Here is a 15,430-nt window from a genome sequence, read left to right on the forward strand (position 1 = left end):
CTTAAAAAATAATGCTGGCCGATTTCGACAGCAGCCAAATCACGGCAACCAACAGCACCACGCCGACCACGACGATGGCACCAAACTGGGTCCAGGTCGATTTGCCATCCCGCACTTCGGAAAAAGTTTCCACTGCGGCTGAAGCGACCTTAAAGAACGCCACCGCTGAGAGGATCAACCCGCCAATCACAATGCCATCCTGCGCGTACCCTTTCGCCTGTCCCAGCAATCCGCCCCCGCCCCCACTTTTGGGCGGTTCGATAGCCGGTAAATCGGCCCGGGCAGATTCACAGGACAGGCAGCACAATAAAAGAAAGGCATTTATTCTGGTACCGATACGCCGGCAGACGGTAAAAATGTGCTTCATAATGACTCTGTTCCTTTTCATTGTGTTCATTGCCTCAGCTCGCAAACATCCAGACAGCCACGACCAGCAATACCGCGGTTCGAAGGGCAAACTGGCTGAGGGTCTGATTACGCACTTTTTCATTTGCCCAGCCGTTCCAGACATCCACCGCCGCCCAGGCCGCCCAGAAAAATAAGGTGGCTAAGAAAAATCCGACACATACCAGATACAAAAAAGTGATATCAAAGTGCCCTGAGGCCACTTCAAAGGCATTGCGTTGCGCCGGCGTCATTGCGGGTTTTCCTGACGGTAATGGCCGGATAACAAGCCGGATTCATGGGGCTGGTCACGGGAAGGCATAAGGTAGTGATCGATACCGGCTTTAATGGTGTTGAGATCGGCTTTAATGCGCGGATAATCAAAGTCATAACGAGGGCGTTTTGCGGTGTCAGATTGCTTTTCTGCGATACTTGCGCGCTCCAGGGCCATTTGCACCTGCTCAATCAGACGCTTTACACTTGCCAGCTCATCTTTCTCGGCCGCCTGAGCCAGCGGCATACACAACATAGCCAATCCCAGCAGGCCGACAAAACAGGATATGGAAAAGCCACCGCGCATAGATAATTACCTTATAATGGATGCCAACATACCGAGGATGCGGGGTTTTTTCGCGGCAGTCAGCAATAAACTCTTTATGCTTTGGTGAAAATTAGCTAAATAGTCTGACTAATTTATTGAGTTAACGATTTAATAATGAAGGAAGACACATGCTGCGAATTGATTTAAACGTCCCCGACGATGAATACGAGAAAGTACGGAAGCTGGGCGCTCACTGGGATGCGGCCGCCCAAACCTGGTATATCGACCACAGTTTTGACCCGACCCCGTTTATGCACTGGTTACCGTTCTACAATGTCCATGCTGCTTTTTGGTATCTCGCCCAAACCCGGACGCTTTGTCCACATTGCCACGAACACACGACTGTGACTGGGTTTATGCTGCCTGCCGGGCATAAGATGCTGGAAGCGTATGATGACGATGAAGATGACGACGAAACCAGTGCTGAAGTTGACTATTCAGAGCAGGGCAGCCCGGCGTTTCTTTTTTATATCGCCGATATTCCCAGCATTGTGCGTAACGTGCTGCCCAGCTTTCATCACACCTTACGCAAAACGGTCGGGCAGCGAATACGCAGGCAGCACTGGCTAAATCACTGCGAGCACTGTGGGGCACAGCAGGATGATACCGATATGTTTGCGGAAATCGGTGGCGCATTTTTCCCTGCGACCAAAGAGCAAGCGGCTGCTATTCAGCTTCACCGTATTGATCAGCCCTTTGTGGGGTATTGTGAAGATATCTCGCATCATCACTACCATTTCGATCCGAAGCTGGGCAGCCGAGCCTATAAAGCCTGTGACTGGTTTGAATGGATGACGCAGGTGGTGAATGGGCAATCAAAGTATCAGCATTAGCCGGGAAGACTGACGCGTCGCGATGCGGCTTGTCTGCTGACGATGGAACACAAAACAAAAACCCGTTTTGCATTCCATCGTGCAGCACTATATATACTTCTTAAACATCGATGACGTGATCACAACCGCCATGCCCAGTATTATCGCCGCTGGCAACAATATCACCGTGGGATACACCACATCCGGCCAGGATAAATACAATACACACGGAATGGTACAAGCAGGTTTAATTCCTCGTTTGGCATGATGATAGACAAAGCTCGATTCATACCCTGCCCCGTAACGCCGTAAATCCCGCCGTCCCAATCCGTCAACCAGTGCGACTAAAATCACCATCACAAACAGGGGGACGGATAACAGCAGGATCGCCAGCCGGATCAACGTCACCATGGTGATAAACACCGTGGCCAGCCCATATTCCTGTAAATAGCCCGATACCCCATGCAATACGGCATTGAATTCACGCATAAAATCATTATTGGCCTGTCGCGGGTATTGTTGCTGTTTCTGTATCCAGTGCATAAAACCACTGTCCACAAACAGCCATTGATACGACAGTACCAGCCAGTCAGAGACCGTTTGTGAAGGTGCTGACAGCAACAGGCTTTGAGTAAATTCCGTGGATAAAAATTGCAGCTCAGTTTTCATCATCATCTGGCTGTGAGCCGCCCCCTCATCCTGCCAGAGAAAGGTCATACCGAGATATTCCAGTAACAGGCTGAATAGCCAGGACATCACAATAAACCCAGCGATTTGCCACGGCCATTCCCATAACACACGATACAGCAGGCCGTGCTTACGAGGCGGTTGAGCTGGTTGGCGGGATTGATTTTCTGACTGTGCCATGGCCGGAAATTATCCTTTCTCTTCCCACCAGGCTTCACTGGTGCGGTAGTGCCGTCGCATCTGTTCGGCGATTTTTTGCAAACTCGCCGGCATCAGGGCATCGTCATCATCGCCTGTAGGCAAGGGCATACGAATTTTCCACAACTGACCGCCCTCCAGTAAAGCAAACGCCTGCCCTTTCGGCAGGTTAATCATCTCAGCAGGCGTCACCAGCGGTGTTTTGACTGTTCCGACCCTGTCCTGTGTGGATGAGGTAAAATCCTGCCCCTGTTCAACATCCGCAATATCCGAGTGCCCTGAGACCAGTGTTTTGCTGTAAATTTCCACTTCGGGCAATTGGCTGGTGAGTAACTCGGCTGTCCGGTTATCCCGCACCCGCAGCATAATCAGGGTATTGAAGTTACCAATCACCTGCGCGGTTTTAGCCGGGCTGCCTATACGGGCTTCAATATCCGAGGAGGTCTGGGTATAGGCGGTGACCTGCATACCGGCACCTCCGCCTTTATTAATCAGAGGGATAAATTCATCGCCCATCAGTTCATTGAATTCGTCACAATGCAGGTTAATCGCGAGCTTCCCGTCCTGGCGAACCGGCAACCCTGCATTCATACCGTACTTATAAATTTGCCCGGCCACACTGACCAAATCCGCAAACATGCTGTTTCCTACCGCAGAAGCCACATCGCTGTCAGACAACGCATCCAGCCCGATATAGACAATGCCGTTCTTGCGGATCACCTGTTCCCAGTCGAAGATAGGGCGCAGATCCGCCATATTGAGATAATCCGGTGATAACAGTTCTGAGATTTTTCCCGTGGTCAGTTTTTCCAGCAGGGGCAACAGAGAGGCGACAATTTTATCAAAATAGGTACGGTCATAACGCACGGCAGAACGTAATCCGTCCAGAATGGGGTCATAGAGTTGCTTACCCGCTTCTGAACTCAGCGTGACTTCCATCGCCCAGAGTCTAAGCGCATCCGGCTGTCCCTGCATATTGCGCGGGATGTCTTTTTCTTTCAGCTTGCTGAGGTAATGATGGATTTGCTCCAGCAGCAATGGCTGCCTGTCTGCCATCACTTTGGTGGCATAAAGCTGATACAGTTCGCTGATATTATTAACGTAACGCGTAATGAGCGTGTAATCCGGCCGGTGACCCAATGCCACCAACGCGCGGGCGACAATATTGACAAACCGCCAGGCAAATTCACGAAACGCCGCACTGTTCCCTTCACCACTTAATTGCCCCGCCAGACGGGAAGCGACTTCCGAAACCCGGCCAAACCGCCCGACGGCATTATAACGCGCCAAGATTTCCGGCCAGCCCAGATGAAAGAGAGAAAGCTCATTGCCACGCCCAGCCCGGTGCGCTTCCGCCCAGATACGCCTTAACAAATCAGCATCGCCTTTGGGATCAAAAATAATCACCACCTCACCCCGCCGGATATCCTGCGTGATCAGTAACTCAGCCAGCCGGGTTTTTCCCACACGGGTGGTACCCATCACCAGGGTATGCCCAACCCGCTCGCGCAGATCCATAAACACTTCCGCTTCCTGTGGTTCAATACCGTGGATCACGGGATTACCGCCAACGGGCGGCAATGGACGCACCGGATTGAACGGCGAATCCTGGAGTAGCAACGCGGATAACTTTGGCCAGCGGTATTCTGTACGGCGTTCCAGTGCCCGGGCAAGCTGATATACCCGGGACGGCTGCACAAACCGCTCGACCTCCGGTCGGCGTGTATCCTGCAAACGCTGGGTATGCTTCTGCTGCCAGCGAAAGCCTCGGCCCAGAAACAAGCGCTGATGACTGACAGGAATGTGCTTTGTGCTCATCTGGTAACGCGGTAAACGGCTCAGATTTCGGCGATAGCGGATAACCTGAATACCCTGCCATGTGCGTATCATTACTAATACAGTAAAACTCCCTGCCATCACATAGCTGACTGTGGGGGCCAGTGCAATCGCCCACGGTGCCCGAATACAGATAAATGCGGCAACAGCTGAGACCACAGCAGTATTCAGTTCAACGGCAGGACGTAACAGGGCTTCAACAACGTAACGGCGGCTCATGGTGATAACTGTTGAGAGAGCGCAGTTTCGGTGATTAATACCGGATAATGTCGCAGTTGCAAACGGTGAGCCAATTCCGAGCCGGAAGCCGGCGATAACAAGACATCCGGCACTAATGCCCGCAGTGACTGTAAATCTGCCATTGTACTGACATTAATGACCAGCCCCACGGCGTGCAATTGCTTAAGACGTACTGCATTCTGGCTTAACCACTGGCGTGAATCAGTATCATCACCAATCAGAAATAACGCGCCAATGCCCGGCAGTTGCAATGACCGGCTTGCCACTTTCCCTGGCGTCAGTTCCGGTGTTTTCACCGGTAACATGGCCGCTTCACCGGCCTGCTCTGGTGAGAAATTGGGTGGCAGCGCAGAAATACCGTCAGGCTGGGCATCAATACCTGCATAAAAGAGCGAGGCATCTCGACCGCCTAAATCGGCAATCACGTTCAGTTCAGCCTGGCAGGTATTCATCCCTAACAGGCCGATAATGGGGAATATGCCCAGCCGTTTCATGGTAATGATGTGATATGCCATCCTTGTTCCCCTTGTCGCAACACCACCGGCATCAGCCCCTTGCCAAACCGAAACCAGTGCCCTGCATCATGATTCAGCGTGATTTGTCGGTTACGTACCCGTTCAACTGGGATATGGTGGTTTTTGGCCCATCGGCGTAAGGTGTCGTCATTACCCTGACTGTCGACCAGATAAATATCAACGGGTTGCTTCGCCGTCAGGACTTCGGCCAGACGAGTTTCACAGGGTGGGCAATCTTTGGTTCTGACAAACAGCGCCAGACGGCCACTTGTCGCGCGTGATGTTGTCATATTGACCGGCAATACATCCGGAAAAAACCGTTGCCACGCCGCATCCACTTCCCGCTGGAAGCGCAATTCTTTCTCGGTACGGGCAAATTCTGATTTAACCCACTGTTCAGCATAACGACGGCGCTCGGTATCACTGTCGGCTTCAATGCCTAATGTTGTCAGCGGATCAAGCCCCGGTGACTGGATACCCCGAGGCCCATTCATCAGATGCTGATAGCGCTGGTATTCATCGGCACTTAACTTCCACTGTTCAGTCTGGCTTTTCAGGGCGTGCTGCTGGCTTTCTGTCGATGGTGTCTGCTGTGAAGCTAATGGTGTCGGTGTAGCTGCCCAGACCGAATTGCTCAGCAACAACCATCCCCATAGACCGATTCGGTTCAATCTCATGACGTTTTTTCCTGCTGAGGGGATTTAGCCGAAGCCGGTAGCTGATAGCCCTGGCGCAAATGGTGACACACCACACGCAGCACCTCATCGATTTCCAGTTGCCAGGCCGGGCCTGCCATAATTTGCAACGCAGTACGCAAACGGACAGGGCCTAACTGCGTGTGCACAGAGGGCAGCGGCTGACGATATAAAATGGCATTGGTTTTTTCCGGCGTACATAACGAGTAGCCCGATTGACGCAATACATAACGCATCGCATCGGCAACCGTGGGATTCTGGGACGCGGGGAGCTGAATATTAGTCAGCTGGGAAAGTGGAGCACGCTGGGCCGCTGTCAGGTCGGTACTCACCAATAAATAACGTCCATAGCGGACGACTTCAGACGTTTGTCCATAAATATCTGGTGAAACGGATTGGATGTTTTGTGCCAGCGGGACGGAAGGGGAAATTTCTTTTGAGGAAGGAGATGATGGTGGTTTTACCGGAGCCACACATCCGGTTAGCGTTATCGCTATCAGACCAACTAACGCATTTATTTTCATGCCAAATAGGTTCCTGCTCAGTCGTAACATAATCCTGACTATGCAAGGAATCCTGTGATGTATTCAATGAACAACTCAATTGTGTTTGCTGGAAATAAACATGTCAAAACAGAAAATAACGGATAAATCCTAAACCGGTATTATCGTATTACGTGGCATGGGTGATAACGGCACATTATTCAGCAACCGATTTGCGTATTTTTCGCTCAAGCAAATTGCCATGAGCATCAAAGTAGCGGCTGGGCCAGATTTCAGCAGGTTCCATCTCCAAACGGGTGGCGAAGATCAATTCCCCTTTGGGCCATGAGCGAGATAAGGTATTTGCCAGTGTAGAAGAACTGAGTCCCGATTCACGGGATAAAGCGGCGAGTGTCGTACCACGCTTGCGTAATGCACAAATAATTTCGGCTGGGTGCCAGTCTTGGTGAGTATTAATCATACCTGCTTCCCCTTCTGTTGATTATTGGTGGTAGTTCAGACAGGGTTCGCAGTACCGGAGTTATCAGCCGGCGAGACGTGAGTCTCCCCTGCCTGAACCGCCATTGAAGGTGCGATAGCAGGCACACTGGTAGAAACTTCCTACCAGTGGATAACTTACGGGGCTGCGACCTCCCGACTATCAGATTTGCTGATAGCTTTTTCACTTTAACCGATTGTGTTATCGAATTCAATAATCGAACATGTAAGTTTAACAAGTGAATTGGTTATTAATGTGATTAAATCGAATAAATCTACCAAATACCACCATTTTCTATTTAACTCAATTAGTTAGTATTATCTTTCACTAAATTAGCGACGTTTCATTACACCTTCATCAAGCAACCACTCAATATCGCTTGAAAAATCGTACGGAGTTATTCGAATTGCTTTTATTATGTCACAAACTAACTTCGATAATGTGGACTCTAATATTGCCATATTGGGGCCATAACCAGGTACTAGCAAATATTTCTGACTGTTACGCTCTTCATCTGATATTTTACTGACATTAGATGCTGCAACATCTAGAATTAATAGCCTTCTGGCGATGATAATCCGCTGTTTCGCAATCTGATAAATTCCACTATTCAGAGAAATATACCCAGATCCGATAGATGCCTTTTCTGCGCGTTCTACCTCATCTTTTGGGTATCCTTCCCGCATTAGTAATGCAAAGACATCCTCCCTTGAGTGCTTGTCAGTCATTAACAAAGCATGTTCAAACTCTATCGGGGTAATAAACTTGATATTTTGAAATTCACGTCGTAACCGAATAAGAATGCTTTTTACTTGAAAAAAAGACGCCGTACTGTCCAATGATAACATGTGTGCCAAATCACCTCGTAACGAGGCGTAATAACCAGCTCCATCTAAATATTCAACAAAACGTGCATTTGCATACTTCTTTAATGTAAATTGCCGAGAACTCTCTGTCTGGTCTACAACTTTATGTGAAACACTGCCAGAATCTCCCGCATAAAATTGTGACTGAATAAATAATTTCGGTTTAGGTTCCCAACCGTCAATATCATATGGGAGTATAAAGTCGTATGCTCTGGTTTTCTTTTTTCGTTTGCCATCTTCAACGACTTCTTGCTCCCCAATCGCTACGTCATTGATATTATAATCAAGCTCTGGTCTCAACCCCATTTCATCGAGCTTTTCACGCAGGATATCTTCAGTGATATGACCACCAGAAGCCGAAACACTTCCTCTAACTTTGAATATGGTACATGAGTTAAGCAAATACCGACCAAAATCAATATCATCAGAAATCCGACTAAGTGATATGTAGGAACGGCATATAGCCCAAAATTGCATGACTTCTTCAGAATCTTCCAATATTAAACTAACATATTCTTTTAGAAAGAGTTCAAGATAAGTCTGAAGATTAAAAATAGGTTCCGTTCTGATTTTATCAGCATACTCAACACGGCTACCGACATAGCAAGAAGAAAGTAGCTTAGCGATCATGTCTGATTTAGTTGTTGATGGCAATTCAATCAATTGAAACTTAATAATTTTCTTTCCTAATCCGCGCTTGGGGATTAAGGGATTAACTTCGTCATCTTTCAACTTAATCAAAAAATGATTTTTCAGATTATTGTCTGTAGCACCAGAGGTTAAAAATAGTAAATTGAAGAAAGCGTCATAAAAATTTGCTATTTTAAGCTCATCTTCAAAAAAGTCTTCTCCAGAAAGGAAACTACAGCTTGCTTGAATAACCGCACAACATAGGTTATCTATGCCGCATGATTTATGATCAGAGAAGTTGTCGAGAAATGGTGCGATATGTTGAATACAATCACATAATGAATTTATTTCAGAGGTAAATTTATTGCTATCTTTGATCCGTTCTAACTTAGCCGTTAGCCATTGGTCGAACTCAGCTAGTTGCTCAGCTGTATCAACCTTCTCTGGAGGAAGCTGCATTTTTCATCCTTCTGTTAATATTTTCCCCGGACGCTATAATATCATTAGCAAGAGGACTTAACATGTTATCATTCATCGACAATAAAATCAGCCAGTTAGAAAAAACTTTAGGGCTACATTCCCAGCAATATCCTGATCTTGAGTATTTAACAGTGACTCCGGGAAAACTTCTCCCTCAGATTCTATCAGCTTCAACCCTGTTTGTTGGTGATAATTTAACCTTTCTAAAGCACTTTGCTCATCACAGTCCAAATATAGTAGACCTATGTTACATCGATCCACCTTACAACACTGGCAATAAGTTTCTTTATCACGATAGCCGTAAATCAGAACTATCAGGGCCATTTGGAACTCATAGCGAATGGATGGGATTTATGTTGCCACGTTTGGTTATGGCAAGAGAACTACTTAAAAACACAGGAATCATTGCTGTCAGTATTGATGACTATGAGCAGGTCTACCTTAAGGTCTTGATGGATCACATTTTCGGTGAAAAAAATTTCATCGGTAATATCGTTGTGTGCCGTTCTAAAAATGGAAAAGGTAGCAAAAGAAATATAGCACCAAGCCATGAATACCTGCTTATCTACGGAAAAACATCAGAGGCGGAATTAGTTGGACAACCTGATGACCATGATTCATACAATAAAACAGATAAGTATGGTCATTATAGAATAGATGGACTTTTTAGAAAAAAGGGGGAAGCCAGTCTCCGTACAGATAGGCCCAATATGTTTTACCCACTTTATTTTGATGCTCAAACAAACCGCGTATCCGTTGACCCGATGCCTGGATGGGGAATGGTATTTCCCATTGACTCTAAAGGAATAGAAAGGCGTTGGTTATGGTCTTGCGACACTGCTCGCGAAAGGGCATGGCAACTATATGCAAGCCAAAAGGGTGTTATTTACGTCAAAAATTATGCAAGTAATGACAAAAACAAACGAACAAAAGTGAGAACACTTTGGAGCGATACATCATTTTACACAGAGCGAGCAACCAATGAAATGACCAAGCTCTTTGGAACAAAAGTTTTTGATACGCCTAAACCACTTGAATATATCAAAGCTATTATTAATTCTATGGCTTCATCAGAAGCTATTATATTGGATTTCTTCGCAGGTTCAGGCACTACAGCCCATGCAGCGGCAATGCTCAATCAAGCAGATACGGGGAACAGAAAAACCATTCTAATGGAAACAGACTCACTCATTCCTGAGCAACACGTTGCTTATAGCTCTGGTTTTAAGCAAATATCTGATATAACAAAAGCCAGATTGGAAATGCTCCGCAACCAGATCACGGGTTTTTCGTATGAAACTTTTCATACAGAAATGAAACCTAAGATGGCTTACAATATACAATGAAACTAAGCTGAATTGTTTGATAATACTAAATTAATAGAACATATTCATCAATGATGACTGCTGAAGTAATATTTCCAGCATTATGTGATGCATCTGGGACACAAATAAAAAGACCTGCAAAAAAGCAGGCCGTTGAAGACTCTCCTAATAAATTTTATATGTTTGCTCAAAAAGGGATTTCTGAATCCCAATCCATTTCCTCTTCTTCCGGTAACACAGAAGGTTGTACTGCCGGAGTCGCCTTTCTTTCCTTATTGGTGGGTTGCGAAGATTGTGGCTTCGGTGCTGGCTTATGCCCAGCCTGCTGAGCCGCCGCCTGTTTTGCCTCGCCACGGCTTCCCAGCATCTGCATCGTGCCATTGACACTCACCACCACTTCGGTTGAATAGCGATCCTGTCCCTGTTGATCCTGCCACTTACGCGTTTTCAGCTGGCCTTCGATGTACACCTGAGTACCTTTTTGCAGATACTCCGCCGCGATTTCCGCTAACTTGCCGAAGATCACTACCCGGTGCCATTCGGTTTTCTCCCGAATTTCGCCGGTTTGTTTATCCCGCCAACTGTCTGAAGTCGCCAGTGACAGTGTTGCCACAGCGCCGCCCGTGGGTAGGTAACGGATTTCCGGATCTTGTCCCAGATGCCCCAGTAAAATGACCTTGTTTACGCCACGTGAAGACATACCCATTTCCTCTCTGTTACGATGACTGACGTTGTGTCCAGCGCCCTTGTTTCAGGGCAAACTCCGCCTGTTCACGGCGGGCAAAATATTCCATAGACTCACGGGAGTAGGGCACCCCGCCTTCTATCGTGCCGATATAAAAGCACGCACGGGTTTGCAACACCGTTAACGGTAATTGCTTATGACAATATTGCAGTGCCAGCAAACCAATTGGTGCAACATTCATAGCTGTATCCTGTTATTTGAGAAAGGGAACTGCCCTGAAGACAATGATTCAGGGCAGGTCAGAGGGATAACAAATATCAGAAAGAGTTTTCTGCATATTCAGTTTGCGCAACACCGTTCTGTGGCGGTGTCGAATCGGATTGTTCAGCCTGATAGACCTTGTCCTGACCGATTTTAATCCAGTCAACCTTGATCAACCGGGCTTTCAGGCTGACGCGCTGTTCACCGGAATGATCCCCGCGTTTCAGGGTAAAAATATCGGTGGAAGGATTACTTAAGGTAAACCCCAGCAACACTTTTTTGTCTTCGTCTACGGCCTTCTGGCAACGGGCGATCAGACTGGTCGCCTCCTTGCCGACCACGGTAATATCAAAACGCACATAGACCGGATTATCACTCGGACCATTTAACGCATTAATCACACAACTCAGAAACGTGCCACTGGCGGTGCTGACATGGCGGATATGGTTCAAATAACCCAGTCCCTTAATATTCAGGTTGAAATAGTCATTTTTAGTTAACGAAGTTGCGTTCTCAGACATACGATTTTCTCCATGGAGGTAAAGAATCAGGTGCAACAGAGAAAACCCTACCCCTGACGGGAATGATTTTCCCCGACGGGTGTCAGACAGTGACGTTGCTGACGTTCTGATAAAGAATAATGAACCTTCATTGCCGTTGGACTGACAATATTTGCTTCCAAAGGTGAGCAGATGTACCGCGCTGAGGCACTCCCTTTCAGGCTACGGGAGTTTTACAGCCACCCGGAGGCGATCGTTACAGGCTCACCGATCATTTAAGAAACAGGTTGATTCTTAAAGCATCCCATCAACACGTCAATCAACAACCAGATCTTCATGTCCGTTGATTTGCCCGCCTGGCCTTGCGTGATTGCGTGACCGCTTTGTCATTCAGCATCCCTTTACAGGCTGGATAGTTCACGCAACCCCAAAACGGCGTGGTTTTTCCCTGCCGTTGCCGCATCCGGCCGCCACAGTTCGGGCAGGCCGGGGTTTTCGGCAACGTCAGATGAAGCGGCTGCGCCTTGCCCCGCTCGACTAAATGCACAAGCCATTGCGCCTGTTTTTGCATAAAAACTGCCAGCGACGTTTTGCCCTGCGCAATATCCTCCAGCGACTGCTCCCATAACGCGGTCATGCCCGGATCTGTCAGCACCGCCGGCAGCCCGGCAATCAGTTCCTGCGCCAAAGGCGTTGCGTGGATCGCTTTCTTTTTTCGCTCAATCAGCTGGCGTTTAAACAAGGTGTCCAGAATGCCGGCCCGGGTCGCTTCCGTACCCAGCCCGGCACTTTCACGCAAGACCTGCTTTAATTGCGGATCACTGACCAGACTGGCGGCATTTTTCATCGCGGCAATCAGCGTCCATTCAGTAAACGGTGCCGGGGGTTTGGTGTGGAGTGACTGAATTTTCGCCTCAATAATCTGACTGCGATCACCCTGATTAAGTGCCGGTAGCGGTAAATCGGCTTCCTTTTCTTCCGCCTTTCCATGCTCTCCCGCCTCATCGGTAAACAACGCTTTCCAGCCCGTCATCACATTAACCCTGCCTTTCGCCCTGAATAATTGCCCACCAATATCCAGCGTTACTGCGGTCACATCCGCTTCCTGAGCAGGAAGAAATTGCGCCAGGTAATACTGGCGGATAAGCTGATAAACCCGCAGCTCATCGGTCGTTAACCGGGTGATATCAAAAGCATGACGCGTGGGAATAATGGCATGGTGTGCCGTGATTTTTTTGTCATTCCAGACGCGGGAAACACATTGTTTATCCAGTTGGCTGATAATGGTCTCCATAGCCGGATCGGTTCGCGCCAGTGCTGTCAGCACGGCAGGAATATCTGCCTGCATGGATACAGGCAGATAGCCGCAATCCGTGCGCGGGTAAGTCATGGCTTTATGGGTTTCATACAGGGACTGAGCAATCGCCAGTACCTAGCTCGCTCCCATACCCCAGTGACGGGAAGCGGTCTGTTGCAACGTGCCTAAATCAAAACAAAGCGGGGGCGGGGTTTTCTCCCGTTTTTTGCTGGCTTCCATCACGGTGGCGTGTGTTGCCTGCTGGCAACGTTGCTGCACGGCCTGTGCGGCCCCCTGGGTACAGCGGTTTTCTTCATCATTATCATCTGCGGTGGGCAGCCATTTAGCCTGAAAACGGATATTGTCTTTTTCCAGCTTCGCCATCACCTGCCAGTAGGGTTTGGGCACAAACTGACTGATTTCCTTATCCCGGTTCACCACCAATGCCAGTGTCGGTGTCTGTACCCGCCCGATGGACAACACCTCTCCAAAACCCAGTGCCTGGGCTTTCAGGGTATACAGGCGGGTCAGGTTGATGCCCGTCAGCCAGTCGGCTCGTACCCGCCCCAGCCCGGCCTGATATAACGCTTCCGTCTGCTCGCCCGGTAAGATGGCCGCCAGCGCCTGCCGGATGCTGGTTTCATCCAGTGCCGACAGCCACAGCTGCCTGACCGTGCCGGTGAAACAACAATATTCCAGCAACTCGCGGGCAATCACTTCTCCCTCACGGTCAGCATCGGTGGCAATAATCACCTCATCGACCTGTTTTAATAATTGCTGGATCACGGCAAACTGCCCGGCAGTCTCTTTTTTTATCGACCATTGCCATTGAGCGGGCAGCACCGGCAATACATCCATGCGCCACGGCGGAACAAACTGCTCGCCATAGTGTTCGGGCGCGGCTATCTCCAGTAAATGCCCGATGGCCCAGGTGACAATGATACGGGCACTGAAGAGAAATCCCTGCCCGCGCTGTTTCACCCCTAGGACTTTGGCAATGTCTTTGGCCTGGGAGGGTTTTTCACACAGATAAAGCTGCATTGCATCCCCTCCATTAATTGGGTTCAACCGAACGTAAAGGTGGGGAAAAAACCGAACGCAACTTGCCTGACAAAATATCGGGATGCGGTTCACCCAGCAGTTTAATCGCCTCAAGCCCGGCCGGCGTTTTTTCCGCAATATCCTGCCGGGTGACTGCCAGTGAACGGTAAGAGCGTACAATGCCGTAAATCTGGCGAAGGGCACGGCTCCCCTTGTGCAGAAAATCGTCACGTTCTGAGCGTGAAATCAGCCCATAATGGAAAGCTTGGAACGTTTTCATCGCCAGCTGGTCATAGCCAACCAGCAGCCAGACACAGCGATAGCCTAATGGTGAATAGCTGTAAACCCCGATATTCAGCGGTTCGACAGAGGAAACGGCGGATAAGGTGATTTGCTGCGGTACGGCGTTCAGAGTATCCTGCAAGGTGGCTATACTTTGCTGGAGGTTGGCGGAAGCCGTATCCAGCGCGTGTTCCAGTTTCACCAGCCAGGTATCGGCATACGGGTTATCGGCGGCGGAATCCACACTGATCGTGCCCGCGCGTTTAATAACCTGCGGCATCCCGAGAATGCCTGAAAATTTTCGGGGATTACTGATCTCTTCCCGTCTGCGCCCTGCCCAAAGCCGGATGGCATAGTGGGTATGCAGTTCAATCGTTAATGAGGAGGTTAAGACCCCAGCGCGTAAACGTGGCTGGGGTGATGATTTGTCTTCTGAATCAGACATGCACAAAGACTCCTTTGCTTTGATAAGTCGGTAAAACTATCAAGGCAAAGGTGTTGGCGACTCAATGAATAACCAGTTATAGAAAAAGGGAAAAATGCTTCCTTGATTAGGTAGCGCAGAACAGGTTATTTTTTAGTCTCTGTTGCCCAGGGCAACACCGTATGATTTTTAGCCTGTGTTGCCCTGGGCAACAGAGTCTGGTTTTTAATCAACACCATCCCGGTTATATTTCGCCTGTGTCAGCCGTTGGCGGATTTCTTTCACCATATTGCGGACATGAGCTTGTGAGGCGGGAGAAACCGAGCGCTCCGTTTCCCGTGTGAATCCAACTTGCGTCTTTGTGGGAACAGGCGTAGCAGCAACGGCTTCAGGTTGCCCATATAATTTCCCCTCCCGTGCCCGTTTCATCATCGCCAGCAGCCAGCCAACCGGATTACCAATTTTCCCGGCCCGTAATGCCTTATCCAAACAGTTCAACACAGTTTGCGCCTGTTCAGCAGGCAGCGCTTGCAATTGGCTGTTTAGCATCGTCACGTCTTCCGGCTCCAGTTGTCGACAAAGTCCTTCTGGCAGAAAAAGAATGGATTGCGGTTCAACGTACGTTTTTTTATTCACACACTGTGTGAAAGAACGTACATAACAGTTCGGTTTAGTTGATCCACTGTCAGG

16 protein-coding genes and 2 pseudogenes are annotated in these 15,430 nt (G+C 48.6%); 2 read left to right on the forward strand and 16 right to left on the reverse strand.

Annotated features, from left to right (window positions below; genetic code table 11):
- Position 1: 1 nt before the first annotated feature.
- The 3 genes from PSI14_RS13400 to PSI14_RS13410 are packed head-to-tail and all read right to left on the reverse strand — an operon-like array spanning position 2 to position 964.
- Complete coding sequence (locus PSI14_RS13400; RefSeq protein WP_099133412.1) at positions 2 to 367, reverse strand: TIGR03745 family integrating conjugative element membrane protein; 366 nt, start codon at positions 365 to 367, stop codon at positions 2 to 4.
- A 34-nt stretch (positions 368 to 401) separates the two neighbouring features.
- On the reverse strand, positions 402 to 638 hold the full coding sequence (locus PSI14_RS13405) for a TIGR03758 family integrating conjugative element protein (protein ID WP_273576359.1): 237 nt from the start codon (positions 636 to 638) through the stop codon (positions 402 to 404).
- Positions 635 to 964 carry an integrative conjugative element protein, RAQPRD family gene (locus PSI14_RS13410; RefSeq protein WP_273576360.1) on the reverse strand — a complete coding sequence of 110 codons (330 nt, stop codon included), beginning with the start codon at positions 962 to 964 and terminating at the stop codon, positions 635 to 637. Before PSI14_RS13410 ends, PSI14_RS13405 begins: the two co-directional genes overlap by 4 nt.
- 149 nt (positions 965 to 1,113) lie before the next feature.
- Between PSI14_RS13410 and PSI14_RS13415 the strand changes: the two genes are divergently transcribed.
- On the forward strand, positions 1,114 to 1,818 hold the full coding sequence (locus tag PSI14_RS13415; RefSeq protein WP_273576361.1) for a DUF5710 domain-containing protein: 705 nt from the start codon (positions 1,114 to 1,116) through the stop codon (positions 1,816 to 1,818).
- Between the two features lie 87 nt (positions 1,819 to 1,905).
- On the opposite strand, the gene PSI14_RS13420 is transcribed toward PSI14_RS13415, so the two are convergent.
- The 7 genes from PSI14_RS13420 to PSI14_RS13450 form a co-directional block, all read right to left on the reverse strand.
- The gene (locus PSI14_RS13420; RefSeq protein WP_273576362.1) at positions 1,906 to 2,664 is read right to left on the reverse strand and encodes a TIGR03747 family integrating conjugative element membrane protein; all 759 of its coding nucleotides are present in this window, start codon (positions 2,662 to 2,664) and stop codon (positions 1,906 to 1,908) included.
- Between the two features lie 9 nt (positions 2,665 to 2,673).
- Entirely contained in the window at positions 2,674 to 4,737 is a 2,064-nt protein-coding gene (gene traD, locus PSI14_RS13425) for a type IV conjugative transfer system coupling protein TraD (RefSeq protein WP_273576363.1), read from the reverse strand.
- Positions 4,734 to 5,273, reverse strand: a complete 540-nt coding sequence (locus PSI14_RS13430) for an integrating conjugative element protein (RefSeq protein WP_273576364.1) — start codon at positions 5,271 to 5,273, stop codon at positions 4,734 to 4,736. Before PSI14_RS13430 ends, traD begins: the two co-directional genes overlap by 4 nt.
- Positions 5,249 to 5,950, reverse strand: coding sequence for a TIGR03759 family integrating conjugative element protein (locus PSI14_RS13435; protein ID WP_273576365.1), 702 nt, complete (start codon positions 5,948 to 5,950; stop codon positions 5,249 to 5,251). The genes PSI14_RS13430 and PSI14_RS13435 overlap by 25 nt, the downstream gene beginning before the upstream one ends.
- The gene (pilL2, locus tag PSI14_RS13440) at positions 5,947 to 6,492 is read right to left on the reverse strand and encodes a PFGI-1 class ICE element type IV pilus protein PilL2 (RefSeq protein ID WP_273576366.1); all 546 of its coding nucleotides are present in this window, start codon (positions 6,490 to 6,492) and stop codon (positions 5,947 to 5,949) included. Before pilL2 ends, PSI14_RS13435 begins: the two co-directional genes overlap by 4 nt.
- Positions 6,493 to 6,667: 175 nt before the next feature.
- Positions 6,668 to 6,931, reverse strand: a complete 264-nt coding sequence (locus tag PSI14_RS13445; protein ID WP_273576367.1) for a helix-turn-helix domain-containing protein — start codon at positions 6,929 to 6,931, stop codon at positions 6,668 to 6,670.
- Positions 6,932 to 7,281: 350 nt separating this feature from the next.
- Complete coding sequence (locus PSI14_RS13450; RefSeq protein WP_273576368.1) at positions 7,282 to 8,904, reverse strand: hypothetical protein; 1,623 nt, start codon at positions 8,902 to 8,904, stop codon at positions 7,282 to 7,284.
- Between the two features lie 62 nt (positions 8,905 to 8,966).
- Here PSI14_RS13450 and PSI14_RS13455 point away from each other — a divergent pair, with 62 nt between their 5' ends.
- Positions 8,967 to 10,271: a site-specific DNA-methyltransferase gene (locus tag PSI14_RS13455; RefSeq protein WP_273576369.1), complete on the forward strand. Its 1,305-nt coding sequence runs from the start codon at positions 8,967 to 8,969 to the stop codon at positions 10,269 to 10,271.
- Between the two features lie 166 nt (positions 10,272 to 10,437).
- Here the strand turns inward: PSI14_RS13455 and ssb are convergent, their stop codons facing one another.
- The 6 genes and pseudogenes from ssb to PSI14_RS13485 form a co-directional block, all read right to left on the reverse strand.
- A complete protein-coding gene (ssb, locus tag PSI14_RS13460; RefSeq protein ID WP_273576370.1) occupies positions 10,438 to 10,950 on the reverse strand; it encodes a single-stranded DNA-binding protein in 513 nt (170 codons plus the stop codon).
- A 16-nt stretch (positions 10,951 to 10,966) separates the two neighbouring features.
- Positions 10,967 to 11,176, reverse strand: coding sequence for a hypothetical protein (locus PSI14_RS13465; RefSeq protein WP_273576371.1), 210 nt, complete (start codon positions 11,174 to 11,176; stop codon positions 10,967 to 10,969).
- Between the two features lie 76 nt (positions 11,177 to 11,252).
- A complete protein-coding gene (locus tag PSI14_RS13470) occupies positions 11,253 to 11,717 on the reverse strand; it encodes an STY4534 family ICE replication protein (protein ID WP_273576372.1) in 465 nt (154 codons plus the stop codon).
- A 313-nt stretch (positions 11,718 to 12,030) separates the two neighbouring features.
- Positions 12,031 to 14,034 (reverse strand): annotated as a pseudogene (locus tag PSI14_RS13475) (DNA topoisomerase III).
- 13 nt (positions 14,035 to 14,047) lie between these two features.
- On the reverse strand, positions 14,048 to 14,761 hold the full coding sequence (locus PSI14_RS13480) for a PFL_4669 family integrating conjugative element protein (RefSeq protein WP_273576373.1): 714 nt from the start codon (positions 14,759 to 14,761) through the stop codon (positions 14,048 to 14,050).
- Between the two features lie 204 nt (positions 14,762 to 14,965).
- Positions 14,966 to 15,430: pseudogene (locus PSI14_RS13485) on the reverse strand (STY4528 family pathogenicity island replication protein); the annotation flags it as partial.

The sequence above is a fragment of the Xenorhabdus anantnagensis genome, assembly GCF_028598555.1.
Taxonomy (GTDB): Bacteria; Pseudomonadota; Gammaproteobacteria; order Enterobacterales; family Enterobacteriaceae; genus Xenorhabdus; species Xenorhabdus anantnagensis.